The following is a 21,936-nucleotide window of genomic DNA, read 5'->3' on the forward strand; positions in this document are numbered from 1 at the left end:
GTTCGCTCCGCTGGCCCGCTCCGATCAGAGAGCTAAAGGCCAGTTGTATATGCGTGGGCTGCTGCTGGACGGGCGGCGTAAGTCGATGACGCGACGCCCACCCCGGCCGCGAAGCCCGCCGCGCCCACGCCCGCCACGATGTCCAAGCCCAAGGCGCCGCCGCCGAAGACCGAGCGCACCTACAAGGTGAAGGCCGGCGACACGCTGTGGGACATCGCGACCCACTACTACGGCGACGGGCGCCAGTACATGAAGATCGCGAAGGCGAACAACATCGCCGACCCCAACCTCATCAACGTCGGCGTCGTGCTGAAGATCCCCGACTGATCCACCGCTTCGTGATCGAGGCTCCGTCCATGCTGGTCGATCAGCGTGGACGGAGCCTCAGCATGGCACGGGTCAGCGGGCGAGCAGCTCCGCGGTCTGGGTGGCGATCTCCAGCTCCTCGTCGGTCGGTATCACGCACACCGCGACGGGGGCGCCCTCGGGCGAGATGACGCGCTCGCCCCGGTCGGGCGCGGCGTTGCGGGCCGGGTCCACGGTGATGCCGAGCGCGCCCAGACCGGACAGCGCCGCCTCGCGGACCGCCGCGGCGTTCTCGCCCACCCCGGCCGTGAAGGTGACCGCGTCCACCCGGCCGAGCAGGGCGTAGTACGCGCCGACGTACAGCTTGACGCGGTCGCAGTAGACGTCGAAGGCGAGCGCGGCGGCGTCGTCGCCGTCGGCCCGGCGGCGCAGCACCTCGCGCATGTCGCCGTCGCCGCACAGCCCGCGCAGGCCGCTGCGCTGGTTCAGCAGGTCGTCGATGGCGTCGAAGGACATCCCGGCCACCCGGTGCAGGTGGAACACGACCGCCGGGTCGATGTTGCCGCTGCGGCTGCCCATCACCAGGCCCTCCAGCGGCGTCATGCCCATGCTGGTGGCGACGCTGCGCCCGCCGCGCACCGCGCACGCGCTGGCCCCGTTGCCCAGGTGCAGCGTGATCACGTTCAGCTCGGCCGGGTCGCCGCCCAGCAGCTTGGCGGTGCGGTGCGAGACGTATGCGTGGGACGTGCCGTGGAAGCCGTAGCGGGCGATCCCGTTCTCCTGCGCCACCTCGATGTCGATGGCGTACATCGCCTGCGCGGGCGGGATGGTGCGGTGGAACGCGGTGTCGAACACCGCCGCCTGCGGCACCCCCGGCAGCATCTCCATGGCGATCCGGATGCCTTCGAGGTTGACCGGGTTGTGCAGCGGCGCCAGCGGGATGAGCCGGGTGACCGCGTCCAGCACCTCGTCGTCGACGAGCGTCGGCGTGGTGAAGCGCAGGCCGCCGTGCACCACCCGGTGCCCGACGCCGTCCAGGCCGGACACGTCGGCGGAGAACAGCACCTCGCGTACGGCCTGGGCCGGGTCGGTGACCCGGTCGACCAGCCCGCCGTCGACCGACGTGCCGTCCACGTACAGCGCCCACTTCACCGAGGCCGAGCCGACGTTGAGCACCAGGATCTTCACGAGAGCACCTGCGACTGGATGGCGGTGATGGCGACGGTCGAGATGATGTCGCGCACGGTCGCGCCGCGGGACAGGTCGTTGACCGGCTTGCGCAGGCCCTGCATCACCGGGCCGACGGCGACCGCGCCCGCCGAGCGCTGCACGGCCTTGTACGTGTTGTTGCCGGTGTTCAGGTCCGGGAAGATCAGCACCGTGGCCCGGCCGGCCACCTCGCTGCCGGGCAGCTTGGTCGCGGCCACGGTCGGGTCGACCGCCGCGTCGTACTGGATCGGCCCCTCGACCGGCAGGTCCGGCCGCCGCTCGCGGACCAGCTTCGTGGCCAGCGCGACCTTGTCCACCTCCGCGCCCTGCCCCGAGCCGCCGGTCGAGTAGGACAGCATCGCCACCCGCGGCTCCACCCCGAACCGCGCCGCCGTCTCCGCAGAGGACACCGCGATGTCGGCGAGCTGCTCCGGGGTCGGGTCGGGGTTGATCGCGCAGTCGCCGTAGACGAGCACGTGGTCGGCCAGGCACATGAAGAACACGCTGGAGGCCACGCCCACCCCGGGCTGGGTCTTGATGATCTCGAAGGCGGGCCGGATGGTGTCCGCGGTCGGGTGCACCGCGCCGGAGACCATCGCGTCGGCCCGGCCGGTGTGCACCATCATCGTGCCGAAGTAGTTCACGTTGGTCATCAGGTCGTACGCGATGTCGCGGGTCATGCCCTTGTGTGCGCGCATGCGGGCGTACTCGCCGGCGAACTCCGACCGCCAGCGCGAGTCGGCCGGGTTGACCAGCCGCGCGTCGCCCAGGTCGAGGCCCAGCTCGCGGGCCCGCTGCTCGATCTGGTCCACCGGGCCGAGCAGGGTCAGGTCGCACACGCCGCGGCGGCTGAGCGCCTCGGCGGCGCGCAGGATCCGCTCCTCGACGCCCTCGGGCAGCACCACGTGGCGGCGGTCGGCGCGGGCGCGCTCGATCAGCTCGTACTCGAACATCAGCGGGGTGACCCGGTCCGGCCGGCTCAGGTCCAGCCGCCCGGCCAGCTCGACCGAGTCCACGTGCGTCTCGAACAGGCCCAGCGCGGCGTCCACCTTGCGCTGGTTGTCGCCGCGCAGGCGGCCCTCCAGCCCGGTCAGCGCGGCCACCGTGTCGTAGCTGTCCGAGGGCACCGTGAAGATCGGCAGCTCCACCCGGAACCGGCTCACCAGCGCCACCACCCGCGGATCCGGCTCCACGCCCAGGGTCAGCAGCAGCCCCGACACGGCCGCCTGCCCGCCCAGGTGCGCCGCGAACGTGGCCACGATCAGGTCCGCCCGGTCGCCCGGCGTCACCACCAGGCAGTTGTCGCGCAGGTGCTCCAGGAAGGTGGGCACCGACGCCGCGCCGACCACGGCGCTGACCACGTCGCGGGCCATCGCGCCCGGCGTCGCTCCGTGCACCGGCGTCGCGTGCAGCGCGTGGGCCACCTCCGCGACCGTCGGGGCGGCGATCGCGGGCAGCTGGGGGATCGCGTACACCGGCACCGGCAGCGCCGGCAGGCGGGCGTCCGCGCCCGGCGCGACCCGGTTGGCGACCACGGCCAGCACCGGCAGCTCGTCGCAGGCGTAGTACGCCGCGCGCACCGCGTCGGCGATGTCCCCGGCGTCGCGGCGGTGCCCGTTGACCACCGGCAGCACCGAGGCGCCCAGCTCCCCGGCCAGGCGCAGGTTGAGCTGCAGCTCCTCGGGCAGCGCGGGCTCGTCGTGGCCCTCGCCGAGGGTGCGCCCGAAGTCGGTGCCCACGATGATCACGGCGTCGCAGCCGCGCTCCAGCGTGTGGTAGTGCTCCAGGATCTCGCCGACCAGGTCGTCGACCCGGTGCGCGCCCAGCAGCTCCGAGGCGTGCTGGTAGCTCGGCCCGGCCGCGCCGAGGGTGCCGTAGCGGCTGCCCAGCAGCGCCAGCACGGGATCGTCGTCGCCGTCGCGGGACAGCGGGCGGAACACGCCCAGCCTGCGTACCCGACGGCTGAGCAGTTCCGCGAGGCCCAGCGCCACCGCGGACTTGCCGCCGCCCGCCTCGACGCCGGTCACATATACGCCACGAGCCACAGTCATACCGTACGGCGTGGCCGTGGCCCGACGCGCCGGTACCCGGCCTAGTCGTCGTCCTCGTCGAGGCGGGCGAGCCAGGTCGCGAAACGCTCGACGGGGGTCTCGAACTCGGGGTTCAGGTCGATGAAGTCGCGCAGCCGCTCGGCCAGCCACTCCAGGGTGACCTCCTCGTCACCCCGGCGCTCGACCAGCTCCTCGATCCCACGATCGGTGAAGTACATGGCTACCTCCCAGAGACGGACCGCCGTCCCCGTCCCCGCGCGGCGGGTGCGGGGACGGCGGTCGTCGCAGTGTTCAGGAGCGGGGGAGCGCCGCCTCCAGCAGCGCCGCCTGCTCGACGTCGTGCAGCTTGGTGGAGCCCACGGCCGGGGCCGCGGCCGACGGGCGGGAGATGCGGCGCATCCGCACGCCGTCCAGGTGCTCCAGCAGGTTCAGCGCGACGAACGACCAGGCGCCCTGGTTGGCCGGCTCCTCCTGCACCCAGCAGAAGTCCTCCGCCGCGGTGTACTTGGCCAGCTCCGCCTTGAGCTCCTCCACCGGCAGCGGGTAGAGCTGCTCCAGCCGGATGATCGCGGTGTCGTCGACGCCGCGCTCCTGGCGCGCCTGGACCAGGTCGTAGTAGACCTTGCCCGAGCACAGCAGCACGCGCTTGACCTTCGCCGCGTCGAGCTGCGCGGTCTCGCCGATGACCGGCTGGAACGTGCCGTTGGTGAAGTCGGCCACCGACGACACCGCGAGGCGGTGGCGCAGCAGCGACTTGGGCGTGAACACCACCAGCGGCTTGCGCTTGCCCGACAGCGCCTGGCGGCGCAGCAGGTGGAAGTGGCTGGCCGGGGTGGACGGGATGGCGACCCGCATGTTGTCCTCGGCGGCCAGCTGCAGCCAGCGCTCCGGGCGGCCCGAGGTGTGGTCGGGGCCCTGGCCCTCGTGGCCGTGCGGCAGCAGCATGACCAGGCTGGACTGCTGGCCCCACTTGACCTCGCCCGAGCTGATGAACTCGTCGATCACCGACTGGGCGCCGTTGACGAAGTCGCCGAACTGCGCCTCCCACAGCACCAGCGCGCTGGGGTCCTCGACCGAGTAGCCGTACTCGAAGCCGAGCGCGGCGTACTCGCTCAGCAGCGAGTCCTGCACGTGGAAGCGGGCGTCGTCGGTGGCCACCGCGGTGACCGGCAGGAAGTCGCCGCCGGTCTGCGCGTCCACGATCGCCGCGTGCCGCTGCACGAACGTGCCCCGGCGCGAGTCCTGGCCGGACAGGCGCACGGTCACGCCCTGGGCCAGCAGCGAGCCGAAGGCGAGGATCTCGCCGAAGCCCCAGTCGATGTCGCCCTCGACCGCCATCTTCGCCCGCTTCTCCAGCAGCTGCTGGATGCGCTTGTGCGGGGTGAAGCCCTCGGGCAGCGCGGTGTGCGCCTCACCGATGCGGCGGACCAGGTCGGCCGGGATCGCGGTGGCGACGGCCGGCTCCGGGAGGACCTCGCGGGCCCGGGTGAGCCGGCTGGACACCCCGGCGACCGCGTCGCGGGTGGCCTTGAACACCGTCTCCAGCTGCGTCTGGTAGTCGCGCAGCGCCTCCTCGGCCTGCTCGACCGTGATGTCGCCGCGGCCGATCAGCTCCTCGGTGTACAGCTTGCGGACCGAGCGCTTCGCGTCGATGATCTGGTACATCAGCGGGTTGGTCATCGACGGGTCGTCGCCCTCGTTGTGGCCGCGGCGGCGGTAGCAGACGAGGTCGATCATGACGTCCTTGTTGAACGCCTGCCGGTACTCGAAGGCCAGCCGCGCCACGCGGACCACCGACTCGGGGTCGTCGCCGTTGACGTGGAAGATCGGCGCCTGGATCATGCGCGCGACGTCGGTGCTGTACAGCGACGAGCGGCTGTACTCCGGGGCGGTGGTGAAGCCGACCTGGTTGTTGACGACCACGTGCACGGTGCCGCCGGTGCGGTAGCCGCGCAGCTGCGACAGGTTCAGCGTCTCGGCGACCACGCCCTGCCCGGCGAACGCGGCGTCGCCGTGCACCAGCAGCGGCAGCACGGTGTAGCCGTGCAGGCCGAGGTCGAGCCGGTCCTGCTTGGCCCGGACGATGCCCTCCAGCACCGGGTCCACGGCCTCCAGGTGCGACGGGTTCGCCGCCAGCGACACCGTCGTGGAGAACTGCCCGTCCGGCGAGGTGAACTTGCCGGTCATGCCCAGGTGGTACTTGACGTCGCCGGAGCCCTGCGCGGTCTTCGGGTCCAGGTGCCCCTCGAACTCGCCGAAGATCTTCTCGTACGGCTTGCCGACGATGTTCGCCAGCACGTTGAGCCGGCCGCGGTGCGCCATGCCGATGACGACCTCGTCCAGCCCGCCCTCGGCGGAGGCCTGCAGCACCTCGTCGAGCAGCGGGATCAGCGACTCGCCGCCCTCCAGCGAGAACCGCTTCTGGCCGACGTACTTCGTCTGCAGGAAGGTCTCGAACGCCTCGGCGGCGTTGAGCCGGCCGAGCACGTGCTGCTGCTCGGCGGGGCTGGGCTTCTCGTACTTGCGCTCGACCCGCTGCTGGATCCAGCGGCGCTCCTCCGGGTCGGTGATGTGCATGTACTCCACGCCGACGCGGCGGCAGTACGAGTCGCGCAGCACGCCGAGGATGTCGCGCAGCTTCATCACGTCCTTGCCCGCGAAGCCGCCGACCGGGAAGGTCCGGTCGAGGTCCCACAGGGTCAGGTCGTGCTGGCGCACGTCCAGGTCCGGGTGCTTGCGGATCATGAACTCCAGCGGGTCGGTGTCGGCCATCAGGTGGCCCCGGACCCGGTAGGAGTGGATCAGCTCGATGACCCGCGCGGCCTTGTCGATCTGGCCCTCGGAGGTGTGCGCGATGTCGCGCACCCAGCGGACCGGCTCGTACGGGATGCGCAGCGCGGTGAAGATCTCGTCGTAGAAGCCGTGCTCGCCGAGCAGCAGCTCGTGCATCACCTTGAGGAACTCGCCGGACTGCGCGCCCTGGATGACCCGGTGGTCGTAGGTGCTGGTCAGCGAGATGACCTTGCTGACCGCCATCTCGGACAGCTGCGTCTCGCTCATGCCGGAGAACGGCGCCGGGTACTCCATCGCGCCGACGCCGATGATGGCGCTCTGGCCCTGCATCAGGCGCGGGATCGAGTGCACGGTGCCGATGCCGCCGGGGTTGGTCAGCGAGATCGTGGTGCCGCTGTAGTCGTCCATGGTCAGCTCGTTCTTGCGAGCCCGGCGCACCACGTCCTCGTACGCCTGCCAGAACTGGCGGAAGTCCATCTGCTCGGTGTTCTTGATGGACGGCACGACCAGCGTGCGGGAGCCGTCCGGCTTGGCGAGGTCGATCGCGATGCCGAGGTTCACGTGCTCCGGCACGAGCATCGCGGGCTTGCCGTTGACCTGGCCGAAGTGGTTGTTCATCTCGGGGTGCATGGCGATCGCGCGCACCAGCGCGTACCCGATCAGGTGGGTGAAGCTCACCTTGCCGCCGCGGCCGCGGGTCAGGTGGTTGTTGATCACGATGCGGTTGTCCGACAGCAGCTTCGCCGGGACGGCGCGCACGCTGGTCGCGGTCGGCACCTCCAGCGAGGCGTCCATGTTCTCGACGATCTTCGCGGCGATGCCGCGCAGCGGCACGGCCGTGGTGCCGGCCGTGGTGCCGGTGGCGGCGGGCTTCTCCGCGGGCTTGGCCTGCGCGGGAGCCGGCTTCGCGGCGGCCGGAGCGGCCGGCGTCGCGGCCGCGGGCGCGGGCGCGGGCTGGGCGGCGGGCGCGGCGGCCGGGGCGGCGGCGGGCTGCGCGGGGGCGGCGGCCTTGGCCGGGGCCGCGGGCTTCGCGGCGGGCGCGGCGTCGGCCGGCTTGTAATCGGCGAAGAAGTCGTGCCACGCCGGGTCGACGCTGGTCGGGTCGGCGAGGTACCGCTGGTACATCTCCTCCACGATCCACTCGTTGGGACCGAAGCTCGCCAGTGGGTTGTCCTGAACTGAGCGGCCGGTCGGGCCGGTGCCCGAGGTGTGCTGGGTCGACACGGGTGTTTTCGCCTCTTCCGCACGTGTTTAACGAGAACTCAGAAAACCGGGTCCCAGGCTACGCGGTGCGTTGTGGGGCGGCACTCGCGGCACGGCTCCGTGTCGCATGACACACGCCGTCCGCTGCGCGACAGTACGCCCAGCGCGAAACAGCAGCTCGGGTGTGCCGTGAGACACACGTCTCAGGCGGACACCGCGATCCAGGTCGCCTCGGCCCGCGCCAGCAGCGTGCCGTCCGGGGCGTACAGGCTGGACCGGACCAGCGCCTTGCGCCCGTCGCGGCCCACCGGCTGCCCGACCACCACGCACTCGTCGTCCGGCTCCGGCAGCGCGCCGACCGCGACCGCGTACCGCCCGAGCACGAACGCCTGGTCCCGGTCGATCACCGCCCAGCCGCCGGGGCAGTCCAGCGCCGCCCACACCACCTCCGGCGAGACCTGCGGCGGCACCGTGAAGACGGCGGCGGTGCGCCCGTCCGGCAGCCGGCCCGGGAAGATCCGCAACCCGTCCGGGTGCTGCGGCCCGCACACGAAGCAGGTGGGGAACGGGTGGTCGGCGTGCCCGGCATACCGCCCGGTGGCGGCCAGCGCCTCGGTGCGGCTCACCGGCGGCACCGCCGGGATGTCGTCGGTACGCCGCAGCGCACCCGCCACCAGCCCGCCGTCCGGATCCTGCACGGCCCAGCCCGCGTCCGCCGGCGTCACGGTCAGCGGCGTCTCCAGCGGCGGCGGCTTGCGCAGCGTCACCTCGACCACGCCCTCACCGGCGCCGATCACGCCCGCGACCAGGCCACTCGTCCAGCCGCCGTTGCCGGAGCCGGGCGGGCCGTTGTGGCGGGCGTCGATCACCAGGGAGGTCATGCCGTCAAGCCTCTCACTCTTCACGTCCCGGCCACCCAGCACCGGCCCAGGTGTCAAGCAGGGCTTCTACACAGGGCACATGACGACGATGTTGTTGACCGCCGCCCCCACCGGCTACTCCGCGCTGATCGCCGGCGACGCGGCCACGGTCGAGGCGGCGCAGCGGCTGCGCTACCGCGTGTTCGCCGAGGAGATGGGCGCCCGCCTCACCGGCGAAGCCGGCCTGGACGTCGACGAGTTCGACGCGTACTGCGACCACCTGGTGGTGCGGGAGGACCGCACCGGCGAGGTGGTCGGGACGTACCGCCTGCTGCCCCCGCAGCGGGCCATCTGGCTCGGCCGCCGCTACGGCGACGGCGAGTTCGACCTGACCGCGCTCACGGTGCTGCGCGACCAGCTGGTCGAGGCCGGGCGCAGCTGCGTGCACCCCGACCACCGGACCGGCGCCGTGATCAACCTGATGTGGGCCGGCATCGCCAAGTACCTGGAGCGGATGGGGCACCGCTGGCTGTCCGGCTGCGCCTCGGTGCCGCTGGCCGACGGCGGCACGCAGGCCTCGCAGGTGTGGGACCTGGTGTCCCGCAAGCATCTGTCCCCGCCGCAGCTGCGGGTGCGCCCGCGCCTGCCGTGGGAGCCGCAGGAGGTCGCCCGGCCCGCGACGATCGCGGCCGCCCCGCCGCTGCTGCGCGGCTACCTGCGGCTGGGCGCGTGGGTCGCCGGGTCCCCGGCCTTCGACCCGACCTTCGGGGTGGCCGACTTCTACGTCCTGCTCGGCGTCGACCGGATCGACCCGCGCTACCTCAAGCACTTCTCGGCCTAGCCGGATGCCCAGCCCGGCGTCGCTGGGCATGATCGTTGTTTCGGGTCAGAAAGTGGAGTCTGACTGCACTTTTCGACCGGAGACCGCGATCTTCACCGCGCCACCCGCACGATTTCTGTCCGGCACAGCCCACCGGCGACGAAGGGTGCCCGATGACGACGATTCCCCTGGCGGCGGCCGCCGCCCCGATGGCCGCGCCGTCCACGCCGACCGCCGCCGCCCCGAACACACTGATGGCCGCGCCGACCGCCGCCGCCCCGGCCACACCGATGGCCGCGCCGCCCACGCGGACCGCCGCCCGGACCACGCCGATGGCCATGCCGTCCGCGCGGACCGCCACCGCCCCGGCCGCCGGTGCGGGCGCCCCCGCGCGGACGCGGATGCGAGCGGATCAGCTGTGGCGGCCCGTCGCGGACTGTGGGCGGCAGTGCGGCTGCGATGGCGGGCCGCAGGTGGGCCGCGCCCGGCGCGTGCTGCGGGGGGTTGCCGGTGCGGTGGTGCTGCTGGCCGGCACGGTGGTGCCGTGGCGGGCCGACCTGCTGGCGCGGGCGCTGCTGCGGGCGCTGGGCATCCGGCTGCGGGTGTCCGGGGCGGGCATCGCGTCCGGCGCGCTGCTGGTCGGCAACCACGTCTCCTGGCTGGACATCGTGGTGATGGTGGCGCTGAGCGGGCCGCGCGGGCGGCTGCGTCTGGTGGCCAAGACCGAGGTGGCCGCGTGGCCGGTGATCGGCCGGATCGCCCGCCGCCAACGGACGATCTTCGTGGACCGGTCCCGCCCGCGCGCGCTGCCCGGCACCGTGGCCGAGGTCGCGGCGGCGTTGCGGGAGGGGTACGCGGTGCAGGTGTTCCCCGAAGGGACCACCACCTGCGGGCCGCACCCGGCACCGTGGCGGGCCGCGTTCCTTCAGGCGGCCCTCGACGCCGGTGCGCCGGTGCAGGCGATCACGCTGCGGTACGCGCACCCGGCTGCCGGCTTCGTCGGCGACGACACCCTGACGGCGTCCCTGCGCCGCGTGATCGCCGCGCGAGGGCTGTCGGTCGCCGTCCTGCTCAGTGCCCCCCGCCCGGCCGACGCGCCCCGCCGCGAACTGGCCGCCCGGCTGTCCCACACCGACCCCGCGACACCGTCCTGACGCCCACCGCCGGAGTTCGGGACGCCTCGCGTCCGTACCGTGGGAAGATCGCTGTTACTGGTCAGAAGGTGGAGTGCCAGTACAGGTTTTGACCGCAAACGGCGATCTCCGCCCTCGCGGAAGGACCACGAGGCGTAGCGGGTGACCGTATTCAGCGGATTCGCCGGGTTCTGTCGTGCGATTCACAGGAAGCGTTCAGGCTATCCACAGCGGTCGGGGAAGAACCCGGCGCAGGATGGAGAACATGCCTGAGGCGAATCTGCTCGTCGTGGAGGATGACCCCAACATCCTCGAGCTGCTGTCGGCCAGCCTGCGCTTCGCGGGGTTCGAGGTCAAGGCGGTCGGTGACGGCGCCACCGCACTCGACGCCGCCGCGAAGGTGCGGCCGGACCTGGTCGTGCTCGACGTGATGCTGCCCGACCTCGACGGCTTCGAGGTGATCAAGCAGCTGCGCCAGGACCGCGGCCGGGTGCCCGTGGTGTTCCTGACCGCGCGCGACGCCACCGACGACAAGATCCGCGGGCTCACCCTGGGCGGCGACGACTACGTCACCAAGCCGTTCAGCCTGGAGGAGCTGACCGCGCGCATCCGGGCCGTGCTGCGGCGCACCAACGGCGACTCCGGCTCGCCCCGGCTCACCTTCGCCGACCTGGAGCTGGACGAGGAGACGCACGAGGTGCGCCGGGCGGGCAACCTGGTGCAGCTGTCGCCGACGGAGTTCAAGCTGCTGCGCTACCTGATGCTCAACCCCAACCGGGTGCTGTCCAAGGCGCAGATCCTCGACCACGTGTGGAACTACGACTTCCGCGGTGACGACAACATCGTCGAGTCGTACATCTCCTACCTGCGGCGCAAGGTGGACAACGTCTCGCCCCGGCTCATCCAGACCCTGCGCGGCGTGGGGTACGTGCTGCGCAAGCCGGCGTCGTGAAGCTGCCGAAGCCCACCCGGGAGCAGCCGCTGCGCATCAAGCTGGTGGCGTACACCATGGGGCTGCTGGTGCTCGCGATCGTGCTGATCGGCGTGGCCAGCCACATGGCGATGCGCCGCTACCTGTCCGAGAAGCTCGACAACGACCTCGCCGAGGCGACCAGCGTGCTGCAGAAGGAGACGCAGCGGGCGGCCACCCGGCCCGGCAACTCCCAGCTGTTCCTGCCCAGCGACTTCGTGGTCCTCCGCGAGTTGCCGCCGCACCAGGTCGTCGACGACCCGTGGGAGTGGAACCGCCCGTACACGGTGACGGACCGGGACCTGCCGCAGGTGGCCGCCCCCGGTGACCTGCGCGGCAGGGTCGGTGAATACTTCACGGTCAAGGCTCAGGACGGCGCGCCGAACTGGCGCATGTTCGTCGGCGAAGCCAGGGTCGGCGGCGCCAGCCAGGTCATCGTGGTCGCCGAGCGCACCAGCACCATCGACGCGGCCCTGCACCGGCTGCTCTGGATCAACATCTACGGCGGCGCGGCGGTGCTCATCCTCGCCGCGATGCTCGGCACCGAGCTGGTCCGCCGCAGCCTGCGCCCGCTGGCCGCGATCGAGAAGACGGCGGTGGCGATCGCGGGCGGGGACCTGACCCAGCGCGTGCCCGACCCCGAGGAGGGGCACAACCCGCCGCGGACCGAGGTCGGCTCGCTGGCCAGGGCGTTCAACTCGATGCTGGCGCAGATCGAGAGCGCGTTCACCGCACGGGCGGCCTCCGAGACGTCGGCGCGGGCGGCGGAGTCCGCGGCGCGCGACGCGGCCGAGGCGGCGCGGGTGTCCGAGGGCCGGGCGCGGCGCTCGGAGGAGAAGATGCGCCGGTTCGTCGCCGACGCCTCGCACGAGCTGCGTACACCGCTGACCACCATTCGCGGCTTCGCCGAGCTCTACCGGCAGGGCGCCGCCCGCGCTCCCGAGGAGACCGCGTCGCTGGTGAAGCGGATCGAGGACGAGTCCCGCCGGATGGGCCTCCTGGTGGAGGACCTGCTGCTGCTGGCCCGGATGGACCGGGAGCGCCCGCTGCGCCCGGCCCCGGTGGAGCTGCGCGTGCTGGCGGTCGAGGCCGTGCAGGGCGCGCGGGCGGTCGACCCGGAGCGCCCGATCTCCCTGACCGTCGCGCCGGACGCCGGGCACCTGGTGGTCGCCGGCGACGACGCCCGGCTGCGGCAGGTCATCGGCAACCTCATGAGCAACGCCATGGCGCACACGCCACCCGGCACGCCGGTGGAGTTGCGGCTGCGCCGCGAGGCGGAGCAGGCTGTGGTGGAGGTGGCCGACGAGGGCCCCGGCCTGGACGCCGCCCAGCAGGAGCGGGTGTTCGAACGGTTCTACCGGGCCGACCCGGCGCGCACCCGGCGCGCCGACGGGCAGGTCAGCACCGGGCTCGGCCTGGCCATCGTGGCGGCGCTGGTGGACGCGCACCACGGCTCGATCGAGGTGGACAGCGAGCCCGGCAAGGGCGCCGTGTTCCGCGTCCGGCTGCCGCTCGCCGATATCGTCGACGAAGCAGACGACCCGTCAGATGTGGGTATGCCACGGCAGGTGGACGCATGATCCACGCTCGTGACTCGTAGCCGGGTCCGACCTCACAGCCAAGTTCCAGAGCCAACCCAGAACAGACGCAGCGTCGCACGGAAGACTGAGGACATGAGCGAGTTCGACAAGCCCCAGACCGCAGCGCAGCCGGCCGGCGAGACCGGACCGGGCGCCGTACCCCCGCGGCCGGAGGCGACGGCCGAGACCGCACCGGCCGCTCCTGCTCACGCGGCACCGGAGCCGAACCTGCCGGTCGAGCCCGACGCCACCGCGGCCACCTGGCCGCAGTCGCAGGTCCCGGCGGAGCCGGCCACGCAGCAGCTGCCGCAGACCCCGGCCGAGCCGGCCACCCAGCAGCTGCCGCAGACCCCGGCCGGACCGGCCAACCCGCCGCAGACCGGCGGCTACCCGGCCGCGGCCTACCCGCAGTCCGCTCCGCCGGCGGGCTACCAGCCCACGCACGGCCAGCCGGCGGGCGCCTACCCGACCAGCGGCTCGGGCTACCCGGCGAGCGCCCAGCCCGCATCGGGCTACCCCGGCAGCGGTCAGCCGGTCTCGGGCTACCCGACCAGCAGCCAGCCCGCGTCGGGCTACCCGGGCAGCGGGTACCCGACCGGCGGCTACCCGGCCGCGACCGGCTACCCCACGAGCGGGTACCCGACCACCGGCCAGCCCGCGTACGGCCAGCCCGCCTGGACGCCGCCGGGCACGCCCCGCAAGAGCGTCGGCGGCACCATCGCCAAGGTGGTGCTGGGCACGACCGCCGCGGTGCTGCTGGCCCTGGGCTCCGGCGTGGCAGGCGCGGTGATCGCGACCCGGTACGCCGAGGACGGCAAGATCACCGTCTCCTCCGGCAGCACGGCGGCCGCGCCCGTGGTGGACCGCTCGTCGCTGTCCGGCGTCGCGCAGGCGATCCAGCCCAGCGTGGTCAACATCTCCACCGGCTCCGGCGAGGGCTCGGGCATCGTGCTCACCGAGAACGGCTACATCGTCACCAACAACCACGTGGTGGCGAACGCCGGCAAGGACGTCACAGTCACCCTGTCCACCGGCAAGAAGGTCCCGGCCACCGTGGTGGGCACCGACCCGCGTACCGACCTGGCCGTGGTCAAGGCCGACACCACCGGGCTCAAGCTCGCCGCGTTCGGTGACAGCGACAAGGTCGCCGTGGGCGACACCGTGCTGGCCGTCGGCAGCCCGCTGGGCCTGCGCGGCTCGGTGACCGCGGGCATCATCAGCGCCCGCGACCGCACCATCTCCGTGGGCGAGGGCCGCTCCACCTCGCTGTCCGGCCTGCTGCAGACCGACGCCCCGATCAACCCGGGCAACTCCGGCGGTGCGCTGGTCAACACCAAGGGCGAGGTGATCGGCATCAACACCGCGATCGCCACCAACGGCAGCAGCGAGGGCAACATCGGCGTCGGCTTCGCCATCCCGAGCAACAAGGCCAAGGGCATCGCCGAGCAGATCATGAACGGCAAGCCGGTGAGCCACCCGTACCTGGGTGTCTCGGTCACCGCGGCGGACGCGGGCGGCGCCTCGATCAGCGCGGTCACCGAGGGCAGCCCGGCCAACAAGGCGGGCCTGCAGAAGGGCGACATCATCAACAAGTTCAACGGCAAGATCATCAATGACTCGGATGACCTGGTGTCTGCCGTCCAATCGGGCACCGTCGGCCAGCAGGTGACCGTCGAGTTCACCCGAAACGGCGAGGCTCAGACGGCAACTGTGACGCTCGGCGAAGCGTCCTAATAGCAGCGCACAGGATCTGTGCCTCCTCCCCACCCGGCGGCGGGTGGCGGTGACCATCGGGGTTGGTCACCGCCACCCGCCGCCACCTTTCCGGCCCGGTCCGCGTCCTGACGCAGGCCGGGCCGGAAACGTGGACAGCCCCGCCGCGCCTTCCGACCTGCCCATGCCCGCCGCGGTGGCGGTCCTTGACAGGGTCGACCGGGTGCCGCTATCGGCGGCGTCGAGCCGGTCGAGGAAGCCGCGCTGGGCGCACCGAAGTCGCCGATGCCCGGCTGCGCCCTTGGCCGCCCCGAAGTCACTGATGTCTGGCCCGCCCGGCCGCGCCGGAGTCGCAGATGTCTTGCCCGCCAGCGCCCTTGGTCGCGCCGGAGCCGCTGATGCATGATCATCCGACTTGCCAGGCAACTGGGCGAAAGAACGGCCAAGATACGCACAGGTGCCAGGCAAGTCGACCCGCCTCGCCCCGCCTGGGCCTGACCCACGGAGTCACCCACCGACCAGCGGCCCACCCGCCGAAGCGCGGGACCGCGCCGTGACCAGGCCACCCGCCGGGACCTGGCCGCCACGTCCCGGCTGGTGGGACTGGGCCGTGGAGATCGCTGCGGACCCCGCCGCACGCCTTCAGGACTTGACCCGGTCCCGGCGGGCCGCCGTCGGCGCGGCCCACGACCAGGCCTGCGCCCACGGCAGCACCGCGGGCAGCCGCTCGGCGGGCGCGCCCGCCGCCGGAGTGCCGGCGGACGGCGCCGTGGCCGGGCCGGACAGCGCCCCGGCCGGGGCGGACGGGGCCGTGGTCTGCCCGTACTGCCGGCGCGGCACCGGGGCTGTCTGGACGGCCGCGCAGTTGGCCCACATGTTCGCGGTCAGGGTCGTGGTCTGGCCGGCGGTGACGCCGACCGCCTTGATGCCGGGGCGCTTGCCGGTGCCGTACCAGCAGTCGCGCTCGCCCACCCACATCTTGACGTAGACGTCCTGGGTGGCCAGCGTCTTGACGGTGAACGCGCCGGGCGCGTCCTCCGGCAGGTGCGGGGCGTTGATGTTGTACCACCAGCTCGCGTGGTCGCCGGTGCGGGCGTTGTGGATCCACGCGACGCCGCTGCGCTGGGCGCCCTGCGGCACGGTGACCGACGCCTCGAGGACGCCGCCCGGCACCAGCTGCATGTTCAGCGAGCCGCTGCCGCCGGCCGGGACCTGCACCAGCGTCGCGGCGAAGCGGTCGTTCGCCCCGCCCGACCACTGCCACGCGTAGCCGGTCGTCGTCGACGTGTAGGTGGAGATGAACTCCAGCGGCCACCGGTACGGCCCGAGGTCGCTGACCGTGTACCGGCCGTCGGCCTTGGAGCAGTGCGCGCTGGTGCCGATCGGCACGCCGCCCGGGTTGAACGCGAACGGGTAGACGCAGACGCCGGGCACGGCCGCGCCGGTCGCCTTGTCGGTGACCAGGCCGGTGATCGAACCCGGCGGGTCGACCTTGATGTCGGGCAGGGTGAGCGTGGTGCGCGCGCGGTAGTTGAACCAGACCGCCTCGCGCTGGTCGCCGGTGCCGCCGTCGGCGGTGACCCACTGGGCGCCGTACAGCGTCGTCGGGGGCACCCAGGGGCTGCGGACCTGCCAGGCGAACAGCTGGAAGATGCCGTTGCCCTCGAACGGGCCGATGGCGAGCCGTCCGTCGTCGTCGCTGCACCCGTCGGAGTACCGGCGGCCGGTGAGACCGCCGCTGCCCGGGTGGTACATCTCGGCGCAGATGCCGCTGACCGGCGCGCCGGTGGCCTTGTCGACGACCCGGGTGACCACCGCCGCACCGGGGCGCAGGGTGCGCTCCAGGCGGGTCACCTCGCCGCGCGCGACGGTGACGTCCTCCGGCTCGGCGGGCGTGAAGTACGACGCGCCCGCGTGGTACTCGAGCTGCCAGGTGCCCGGCGGGACGTCCGCCAGCGTCACCACGCCGTCGGTCCCGCAGGCGTCGTTCTGGTTGGTGGGCGCGCCCGACAGGTACAGGCACGGGCGGGGCACCAGCGCCCCGGTGTCGGCGTCGCGGATGGTCAGCTCGATCGAGCCCCGCGGCAGCCACTGGTCGTCGGCGACGACGGTGCCCCCGTCGGTGACGGTGAAGACGCCCGCCGTCTCGGCCGACTCCTGCTGCGGCACCCACTGCGTGCCGTGCGTGTTGTCGTCGAGCATGACCCGGTAGTCGCCCGGCGGCACGTTGGCGATCTCGTAGCGGCCGTCGCCGAGGTCCCAGGTGTAGGCGAACGCGCTCCAGGAACCGTCCACCGCCTCCACGTCGACCCGGGTCTCGGCGGGGGTGCCGTCGGTCTCGGTGATACGCCCCTTGATCGTGCCGGCGCCGACGCCGAGCGCGACGTCGATGGTCTGCAGCCAGTCGGAGGGCACCCAGATCGCGGTCGCGTTCAGCGGGTTGGGCGCCCGGTAGAGCCACTCGCTGCGGTGGCCGGGCGCGTCGACGCGGATCTTGTACTCCTGCGCCGCCACCCCCGTGATCAGGTAGCGGCCGTCCGCGCCGGTGCAGAACTGGCCCAGCGAGGTGTCCGGGGTGCCCGGATCGGTGATGGTGAGGCAGGCGCCCGCCAGGGGCGTGCCGGTGGCCTTGTCGGTGACCACGCCGGTCAGACCGACCGGATCGTCGGCGTGCGCGGGCGCGGCGAGCAACGGCACCAAGATCAGCGCCGCCATCGTCGCCCCCGCGACCTTCATCGAGATGTTCAGAGCAGATCTCACGGCCGGAGGGTAGCGGGCGTCCGCACGCGCCGCTGACCCGTTTTCCGTGACCTGGAACGCACCTGCCGGTCAGCGCGGGGGCTGCACCACGGGCGCGGTCAGCGCGGCCGGGTCGGGCCGGTGCACGCCGCCGAAGCCCGACTTCTCCGCCGCGATCTTCTCCTGCAGGCGCAGGATGCCGTGCAGCAGTGCCTCCGGCCGGGGCGGGCAGCCGGGCACGTACACGTCCACCGGGATGATCTGGTCGACGCCCTTGGTCACCGAGTACGAGTCCCAGTACGGCCCGCCGCAGTTGCTGCACGCGCCGAACGAGATGACGTACTTCGGCTCGGGCATCTGGTCGTAGAGCCGCTTGACCGCCGGGGCCATCTTGTCGGTGACCGTGCCCGACACCACCATCAGGTCGGCCTGGCGCGGGCCGTGCGCGAACGGGATCACGCCCAGCCGCATGAAGTCGTGCCGGCCCATGCTGCTGGCGATGAACTCGATGGCGCAGCAGGCCAGGCCGAAGTTGAACACCCACAGCGAGTAGCGCCGACCCCAGTTCAGCACGAACTTGATCGGGTCCGGAAGCGCCGACGGCAGGGCCATGTCGGCCAGCCTAGTCCGCCGAGGCCGGTGGGACGTAGCCCATCCAGGCCTCGACCTCCTCCTGGGTCAGGATCCGGTCCACCCGCACCTGCGCGGTGATCGGGAAGCGCCGGCCCGGCCGCCAGTGCCGGCTGTAGCGGGCCTCGTCCAGCACCAGCACGCGCGAGCCGCTCACCACCGCGATGTCGGCCGGTCCCGCCTCGTTGCGCATGGTCGCGCCGGTCGCGTCGGTCAGGTGGAAGCTGTCGTCCACATGCTCCAGCTCGGTGCCGTCCGGCCCGTGCCGGAACGCGGCCACCCAGCGCTGGTCCGGCCGGTCGCCGGGCACCAGGCCCGCGCCGACCAGCACGTCGGCCAGCAGCGTCTGGAGCTGGAAGTTGTCGGCGACCCCGCTCACCCAGACCATCGCCCCGCGCCGGGTCGGCCGGTGCAGCACCAGCAGGTGCTCGTCGACGATGCGCAGCACCAGGATCAGCCGCAGGAAGGCCGGCGCCGCCGAGTGCAGCGGATCGACCTGGGCCGTCCACGCCGACCGGTCGCCGAGCTGGGCCCGGGCCTCGGCGTGGTGCAGGCAGGCCACCGCCGACAGCGCCCAGTGCGGCGCGTCGCGCCAGGCGGCCAGCAGCGGCGTGGCCCGCTCCGGCCCCATCGCCGCGCCCAGCACCGCGGTGGCCGCGGCCATGTCCAGCTGCGTGCGCTCGGGCAGCGGCCTGCCGCCCGCGTGCGCGAGCCACGCGTCGATGAACGCGTGCGTGCCGGCGAGCGCGCTGCCGAGGCGGCCCAGCACGACCCGGGTCAGCGGGCCGGGCTGCCCGCCCAGCTCCACCAGGGCACCGGCCGCGGTGGCGGCGGTCGCCGCGACGAACGGCAGCGGGGCCGCGCCGATCGCGGGCGCCAGGTGCGCCACGGCCGGGGTCAGCTCCTGCGGGGACACCTGCCGGGCCGCCTGGACCAGCGGCGCCACGGCGGCGAGCGCCTGGCTCGCGTCCCGGCCGAGGACGAGCTGGTGGAACTGCTGAACTCGTTGCGCGAACATCCGGCGTGCGCCCTCCCCAACATGCCTTGCCGATCAGCGGGCGGGTGCGGCCTCCGGCAGCGGCTCGATGTCCGCGACCGTCGGATCCCCGCCGAGGTCGTACCCGCGCAACAGCACCAGTGCGATGCCCACGATAAGACCCGGCACCACGGTGAAGCCGAGCAGCACTCCCGTCTTCGCGAGATCGCTCTGCGCCACCGTCTCCCCGGCCGTGGTGGAGATGTAACCGAACAGCTGCAGCACGACACCGAAGATGAACGGGCCCAGCGCCAGCCCCAGGGTCTCCCCCGCGGTCCACACGCCGGTGAACACGCCCGCCTGCCGCTTTCCGGTGCGGGCGGTGTCGTACGCGATGCAGTCCGGCAGCATGGACAGGCCGAACAGCTGCTGCCCGGCGTACCCGAAACCGATCACGGCGATGATCGCGTACACCAGGAAGTGCGGCAGCAGCGGCGCGGCGGCCAGGGCGAGCGTCGCCACGGTGAGCGTGATCGAGGCGACCACGTAACCCTTCAGCTTGCCCAGCCGCTCGCCGACCCGGCGCCACAGCGGCATGACGAACAGCGCCGGGCTGACCACGACCACGAACAGCGCGGTGGTGGTGCCCGCGTCGCCCAGCACGTGCTTGGCGAAGTACTCGACGCCGCCGAGCATGCAGGCCACGCCCGTCGCCTGCACCACGAAGCAGGCCACCAGCACGCGGAAGGGCCGGTTCGCGCCGACCACCTTCAGCTGGGCGCGCAGCGAGGGCTCGCTGGCGGTGATGGTGCCGGTCGGCGCGGAGCGGGTGCTCACGAAGACGATCAGCGTGCCGGCGATCATGATGGTGGCGACGAACAGCGCCATCCAGCGGTAGCCGGGGACGCCGCCGCCCGCCGCGTCCCGGATGATCGGCGCCATCGCGCCGGACACCAGGATCGAGGTCGCCAGCAGCGCCACCCGCCAGGTCATCAGGCGGGTGCGCTCGGAGTAGGAGCCGGTCATCTCGGCCGGCATGGCCACGTAGGGCACCTGGAAGAAGGCGAACGCGGTGGCGGTGAGCAGGAACATCACCGCGACGTAGAGCCCGGCCGAGCCGCTCACCCCGAACGGGGCGGCGAACAGCGCCGCGAACAGCACGGCCATGCCGAGGCCGGCGAAGAGCAGGTACGGGCGGCGAGCGCCCCAGCGGGTCTGGGTGCGGTCAGAGATCCGGCCCACCAGGGGGTTGAGCATGACGTCCCAGGCCTTGGGCAGCAGCACCAGCAGGCCGGCCAGGCCCGCGGCGACGCCCAGGGTGTCGGTCAGGTACGGCAGCAGCAACAGCCCCGGCACCGTGCCGAAGGCACCGGTGACCAGGGAGCCGAGCGAATATCCGACCCGTACACGAGTGGGAAGCGCTTCGTCCGGAGCCTCCATCACCTCCACACTGGATGTCATGAGCGCGGATGGTACGGGAGGCAGTTGAATGCGGGTACCTGCCGGTGTGGCAGCAGGCCATCCGGCCACCGCCGAAGTAGGCCTTCGGGTATTGGAAATGGGCGGAACGGCTGCCGACGCGGGCGTCGCGGCGGTGCTCGCGGCGTGCGTCGCGGAGACCATCTTCACGGGCCTCGGCGGTGGCGGCTACGCCACCTACTTCGAAGCTTCGACAGGTCAGGTGACCTGCCTTGACTTCTTCGTCGCGACACCCGGGCTGGACGGTGATCGCAAGGCCGAGCCGATGACGCCGATCGCGGTGCGCTTCGGGGAGGTGCCGCTGCCCTACGAGATCGGCGGAGCCTCCGTCGCGGTGCCCGGCCTGCCCGCCGGATGTGGCGAGATTCACGCCCGCTGGGGCGCCCTGCCCTGGGCCGACGTCGTCGCACCCGCCGTGGCGCTGGCCCGCACCGGCGCACCCATGCCGGCCGCGCACGCCGTCACGCTGCCCTCGCTCATCGAGGCCATGCTGCCCGGCGACGGCGCGGCCGCGTACGCCCCCGGCGGGCGGCTGCTGCGCGGCGGCGACCTGCTCCACCACGCCGGGCTCGCCGACGCGCTGACTGTGCTCGCCGAGGACGGCCCCGGCGCCTGCTACACCGGCAAGCTCGGCGAGTCCATCGTCGAGTCGGTACGCGCCGACGGCGGCGCGCTCGGCCCGCTCGACCTGTCCGCGTACCGGGTCGCCGAGCGCGAGGTGACCACCGCCGCCCTCGCCGGGTGCACGGTGCTCGGCCGCGCCGACCTCAACCGCACCGTGGAGACGCTGCGCGGGCTGCCCCCGGACCTGCCCGGCATGCCGCACCCCGACCGCGCCGTGGTGCTCGCCAACGCCCTCGACGTCCGCGGGCCCGACGACCGGCTCGGCGACACCACCAACGTCACCGCCGTCGACGAGGCCGGCAACGCCTGCGTCATCACCACCACGCTCGGCCTCGGCTCCGGCGTCTGGCTGCCCGGCTTCGGCGTACACCTCAACTCGATGCTCGGCGAGGGCGAGCTCTACTCCGGCGACCTGGCCCCCGGCGAGCGCCTGGCCTCGATGATGTGCCCGCTCGTGGTGCTCGACCCGGACGGCTCGCTGCGGCTGGCCGTCGGCTCGGCGGGCGCCTCCCGGATCCGCTCCGCCCTGCTCAGCACCCTGGTCGGCGTGCTCGTCGACGGCCTGCCCACCGCGGCCGCCGTACGCGCCCCCCGCCTGCACCCCGTCGACGACGTGGTCCACGTCGAACCCCACTACCCCGTCCCCGACGAGATGGCCCTCGCCGAAGCCGGCTACACCGTCAACCGGTGGACCACCCTCAGCCACTACTTCGGCGGCGTATCCGCCATCGGCACCGCCGGCGCCGCCGGCGACCCCCGCCGCGGCGGCACCTCCCGCCTCCTCCCCACCCCTCGATCCGGTTGATCATGAACTTATGGCACGGCTCGACGGCGTGTCATGCCCACAACT

16 protein-coding genes are annotated in these 21,936 nt (G+C 72.9%); 7 read left to right on the forward strand and 9 right to left on the reverse strand.

The genetic code is table 11. The features are described 5' to 3' along the window. Window positions 1-138 precede the first annotated feature (138 nt). Window positions 139-327, forward strand: a complete 189-nt coding sequence (locus AB0J67_RS16650; protein ID WP_363482713.1) for a LysM domain-containing protein — start codon at window positions 139-141, stop codon at window positions 325-327. Between the two features lie 72 nt (window positions 328-399). Here AB0J67_RS16650 and AB0J67_RS16655 read toward each other — a convergent pair whose 3' ends face one another. The 5 genes from AB0J67_RS16655 to AB0J67_RS16675 form a co-directional block, all read right to left on the reverse strand. Next, window positions 400-1,494 (reverse strand): acetate kinase, encoded by a 1,095-nt coding sequence (locus tag AB0J67_RS16655; RefSeq protein ID WP_363482716.1) that lies wholly within the window; start codon window positions 1,492-1,494, stop codon window positions 400-402. Further along, window positions 1,491-3,566, reverse strand: coding sequence for a phosphate acetyltransferase (pta, locus tag AB0J67_RS16660; protein ID WP_363482719.1), 2,076 nt, complete (start codon window positions 3,564-3,566; stop codon window positions 1,491-1,493). The genes AB0J67_RS16655 and pta overlap by 4 nt, the downstream gene beginning before the upstream one ends. Before the next feature lie 41 nt (window positions 3,567-3,607). Continuing rightward, on the reverse strand, window positions 3,608-3,784 hold the full coding sequence (locus AB0J67_RS16665; protein ID WP_363482722.1) for a DUF6104 family protein: 177 nt from the start codon (window positions 3,782-3,784) through the stop codon (window positions 3,608-3,610). Window positions 3,785-3,857: 73 nt separating this feature from the next. Continuing rightward, entirely contained in the window at window positions 3,858-7,583 is a 3,726-nt protein-coding gene (locus AB0J67_RS16670; protein ID WP_363482725.1) for a multifunctional oxoglutarate decarboxylase/oxoglutarate dehydrogenase thiamine pyrophosphate-binding subunit/dihydrolipoyllysine-residue succinyltransferase subunit, read from the reverse strand. 182 nt (window positions 7,584-7,765) lie between these two features. Then, window positions 7,766-8,443 carry a hypothetical protein gene (locus tag AB0J67_RS16675; protein ID WP_363482728.1) on the reverse strand — a complete coding sequence of 226 codons (678 nt, stop codon included), beginning with the start codon at window positions 8,441-8,443 and terminating at the stop codon, window positions 7,766-7,768. A gap of 79 nt (window positions 8,444-8,522) precedes the next feature. On the opposite strand from AB0J67_RS16675, the gene AB0J67_RS16680 reads away from it, so the two are divergent. The 5 genes from AB0J67_RS16680 (at window position 8,523) to AB0J67_RS16700 (ending at window position 14,659) form a co-directional block, all read left to right on the forward strand. Then, entirely contained in the window at window positions 8,523-9,263 is a 741-nt protein-coding gene (locus AB0J67_RS16680; RefSeq protein WP_363482731.1) for a GNAT family N-acyltransferase, read from the forward strand. A gap of 152 nt (window positions 9,264-9,415) precedes the next feature. Continuing rightward, on the forward strand, window positions 9,416-10,396 hold the full coding sequence (locus AB0J67_RS16685) for a lysophospholipid acyltransferase family protein (protein ID WP_363482733.1): 981 nt from the start codon (window positions 9,416-9,418) through the stop codon (window positions 10,394-10,396). Between the two features lie 235 nt (window positions 10,397-10,631). After that, window positions 10,632-11,327: a response regulator transcription factor gene (locus AB0J67_RS16690; protein ID WP_363482736.1), complete on the forward strand. Its 696-nt coding sequence runs from the start codon at window positions 10,632-10,634 to the stop codon at window positions 11,325-11,327. Window positions 11,328-11,383: 56 nt separating this feature from the next. Beyond that, window positions 11,384-12,925, forward strand: a complete 1,542-nt coding sequence (locus tag AB0J67_RS16695; protein WP_363482821.1) for a HAMP domain-containing sensor histidine kinase — start codon at window positions 11,384-11,386, stop codon at window positions 12,923-12,925. Between the two features lie 93 nt (window positions 12,926-13,018). Then, complete coding sequence (locus AB0J67_RS16700) at window positions 13,019-14,659, forward strand: trypsin-like peptidase domain-containing protein (RefSeq protein WP_363482739.1); 1,641 nt, start codon at window positions 13,019-13,021, stop codon at window positions 14,657-14,659. 621 nt (window positions 14,660-15,280) lie between these two features. Here the strand turns inward: AB0J67_RS16700 and AB0J67_RS16705 are convergent. The 4 genes from AB0J67_RS16705 to AB0J67_RS16720 form a co-directional block, all read right to left on the reverse strand. Further along, on the reverse strand, window positions 15,281-17,398 hold the full coding sequence (locus AB0J67_RS16705) for a carboxypeptidase regulatory-like domain-containing protein (protein WP_363482742.1): 2,118 nt from the start codon (window positions 17,396-17,398) through the stop codon (window positions 15,281-15,283). A 69-nt stretch (window positions 17,399-17,467) separates the two neighbouring features. Further along, window positions 17,468-17,989, reverse strand: a complete 522-nt coding sequence (locus AB0J67_RS16710; RefSeq protein ID WP_363482745.1) for an NADH-quinone oxidoreductase subunit B family protein — start codon at window positions 17,987-17,989, stop codon at window positions 17,468-17,470. A gap of 10 nt (window positions 17,990-17,999) precedes the next feature. Further along, entirely contained in the window at window positions 18,000-19,025 is a 1,026-nt protein-coding gene (locus tag AB0J67_RS16715) for a hypothetical protein (protein WP_363482748.1), read from the reverse strand. A gap of 33 nt (window positions 19,026-19,058) precedes the next feature. Then, window positions 19,059-20,444: an MFS transporter gene (locus tag AB0J67_RS16720; RefSeq protein WP_363482750.1), complete on the reverse strand. Its 1,386-nt coding sequence runs from the start codon at window positions 20,442-20,444 to the stop codon at window positions 19,059-19,061. A 97-nt stretch (window positions 20,445-20,541) separates the two neighbouring features. Between AB0J67_RS16720 and AB0J67_RS16725 the strand changes: the two genes are divergently transcribed. Next, window positions 20,542-21,891 carry a gamma-glutamyltransferase gene (locus AB0J67_RS16725; RefSeq protein WP_363482753.1) on the forward strand — a complete coding sequence of 450 codons (1,350 nt, stop codon included), beginning with the start codon at window positions 20,542-20,544 and terminating at the stop codon, window positions 21,889-21,891. The last annotated feature ends 45 nt before the right edge of the window (window positions 21,892-21,936 follow it).

This window comes from Catellatospora sp. NPDC049609 (genome assembly GCF_040675365.1).
In the GTDB taxonomy this organism is placed as follows: Bacteria; Actinomycetota; Actinomycetes; order Mycobacteriales; family Micromonosporaceae; genus Catellatospora.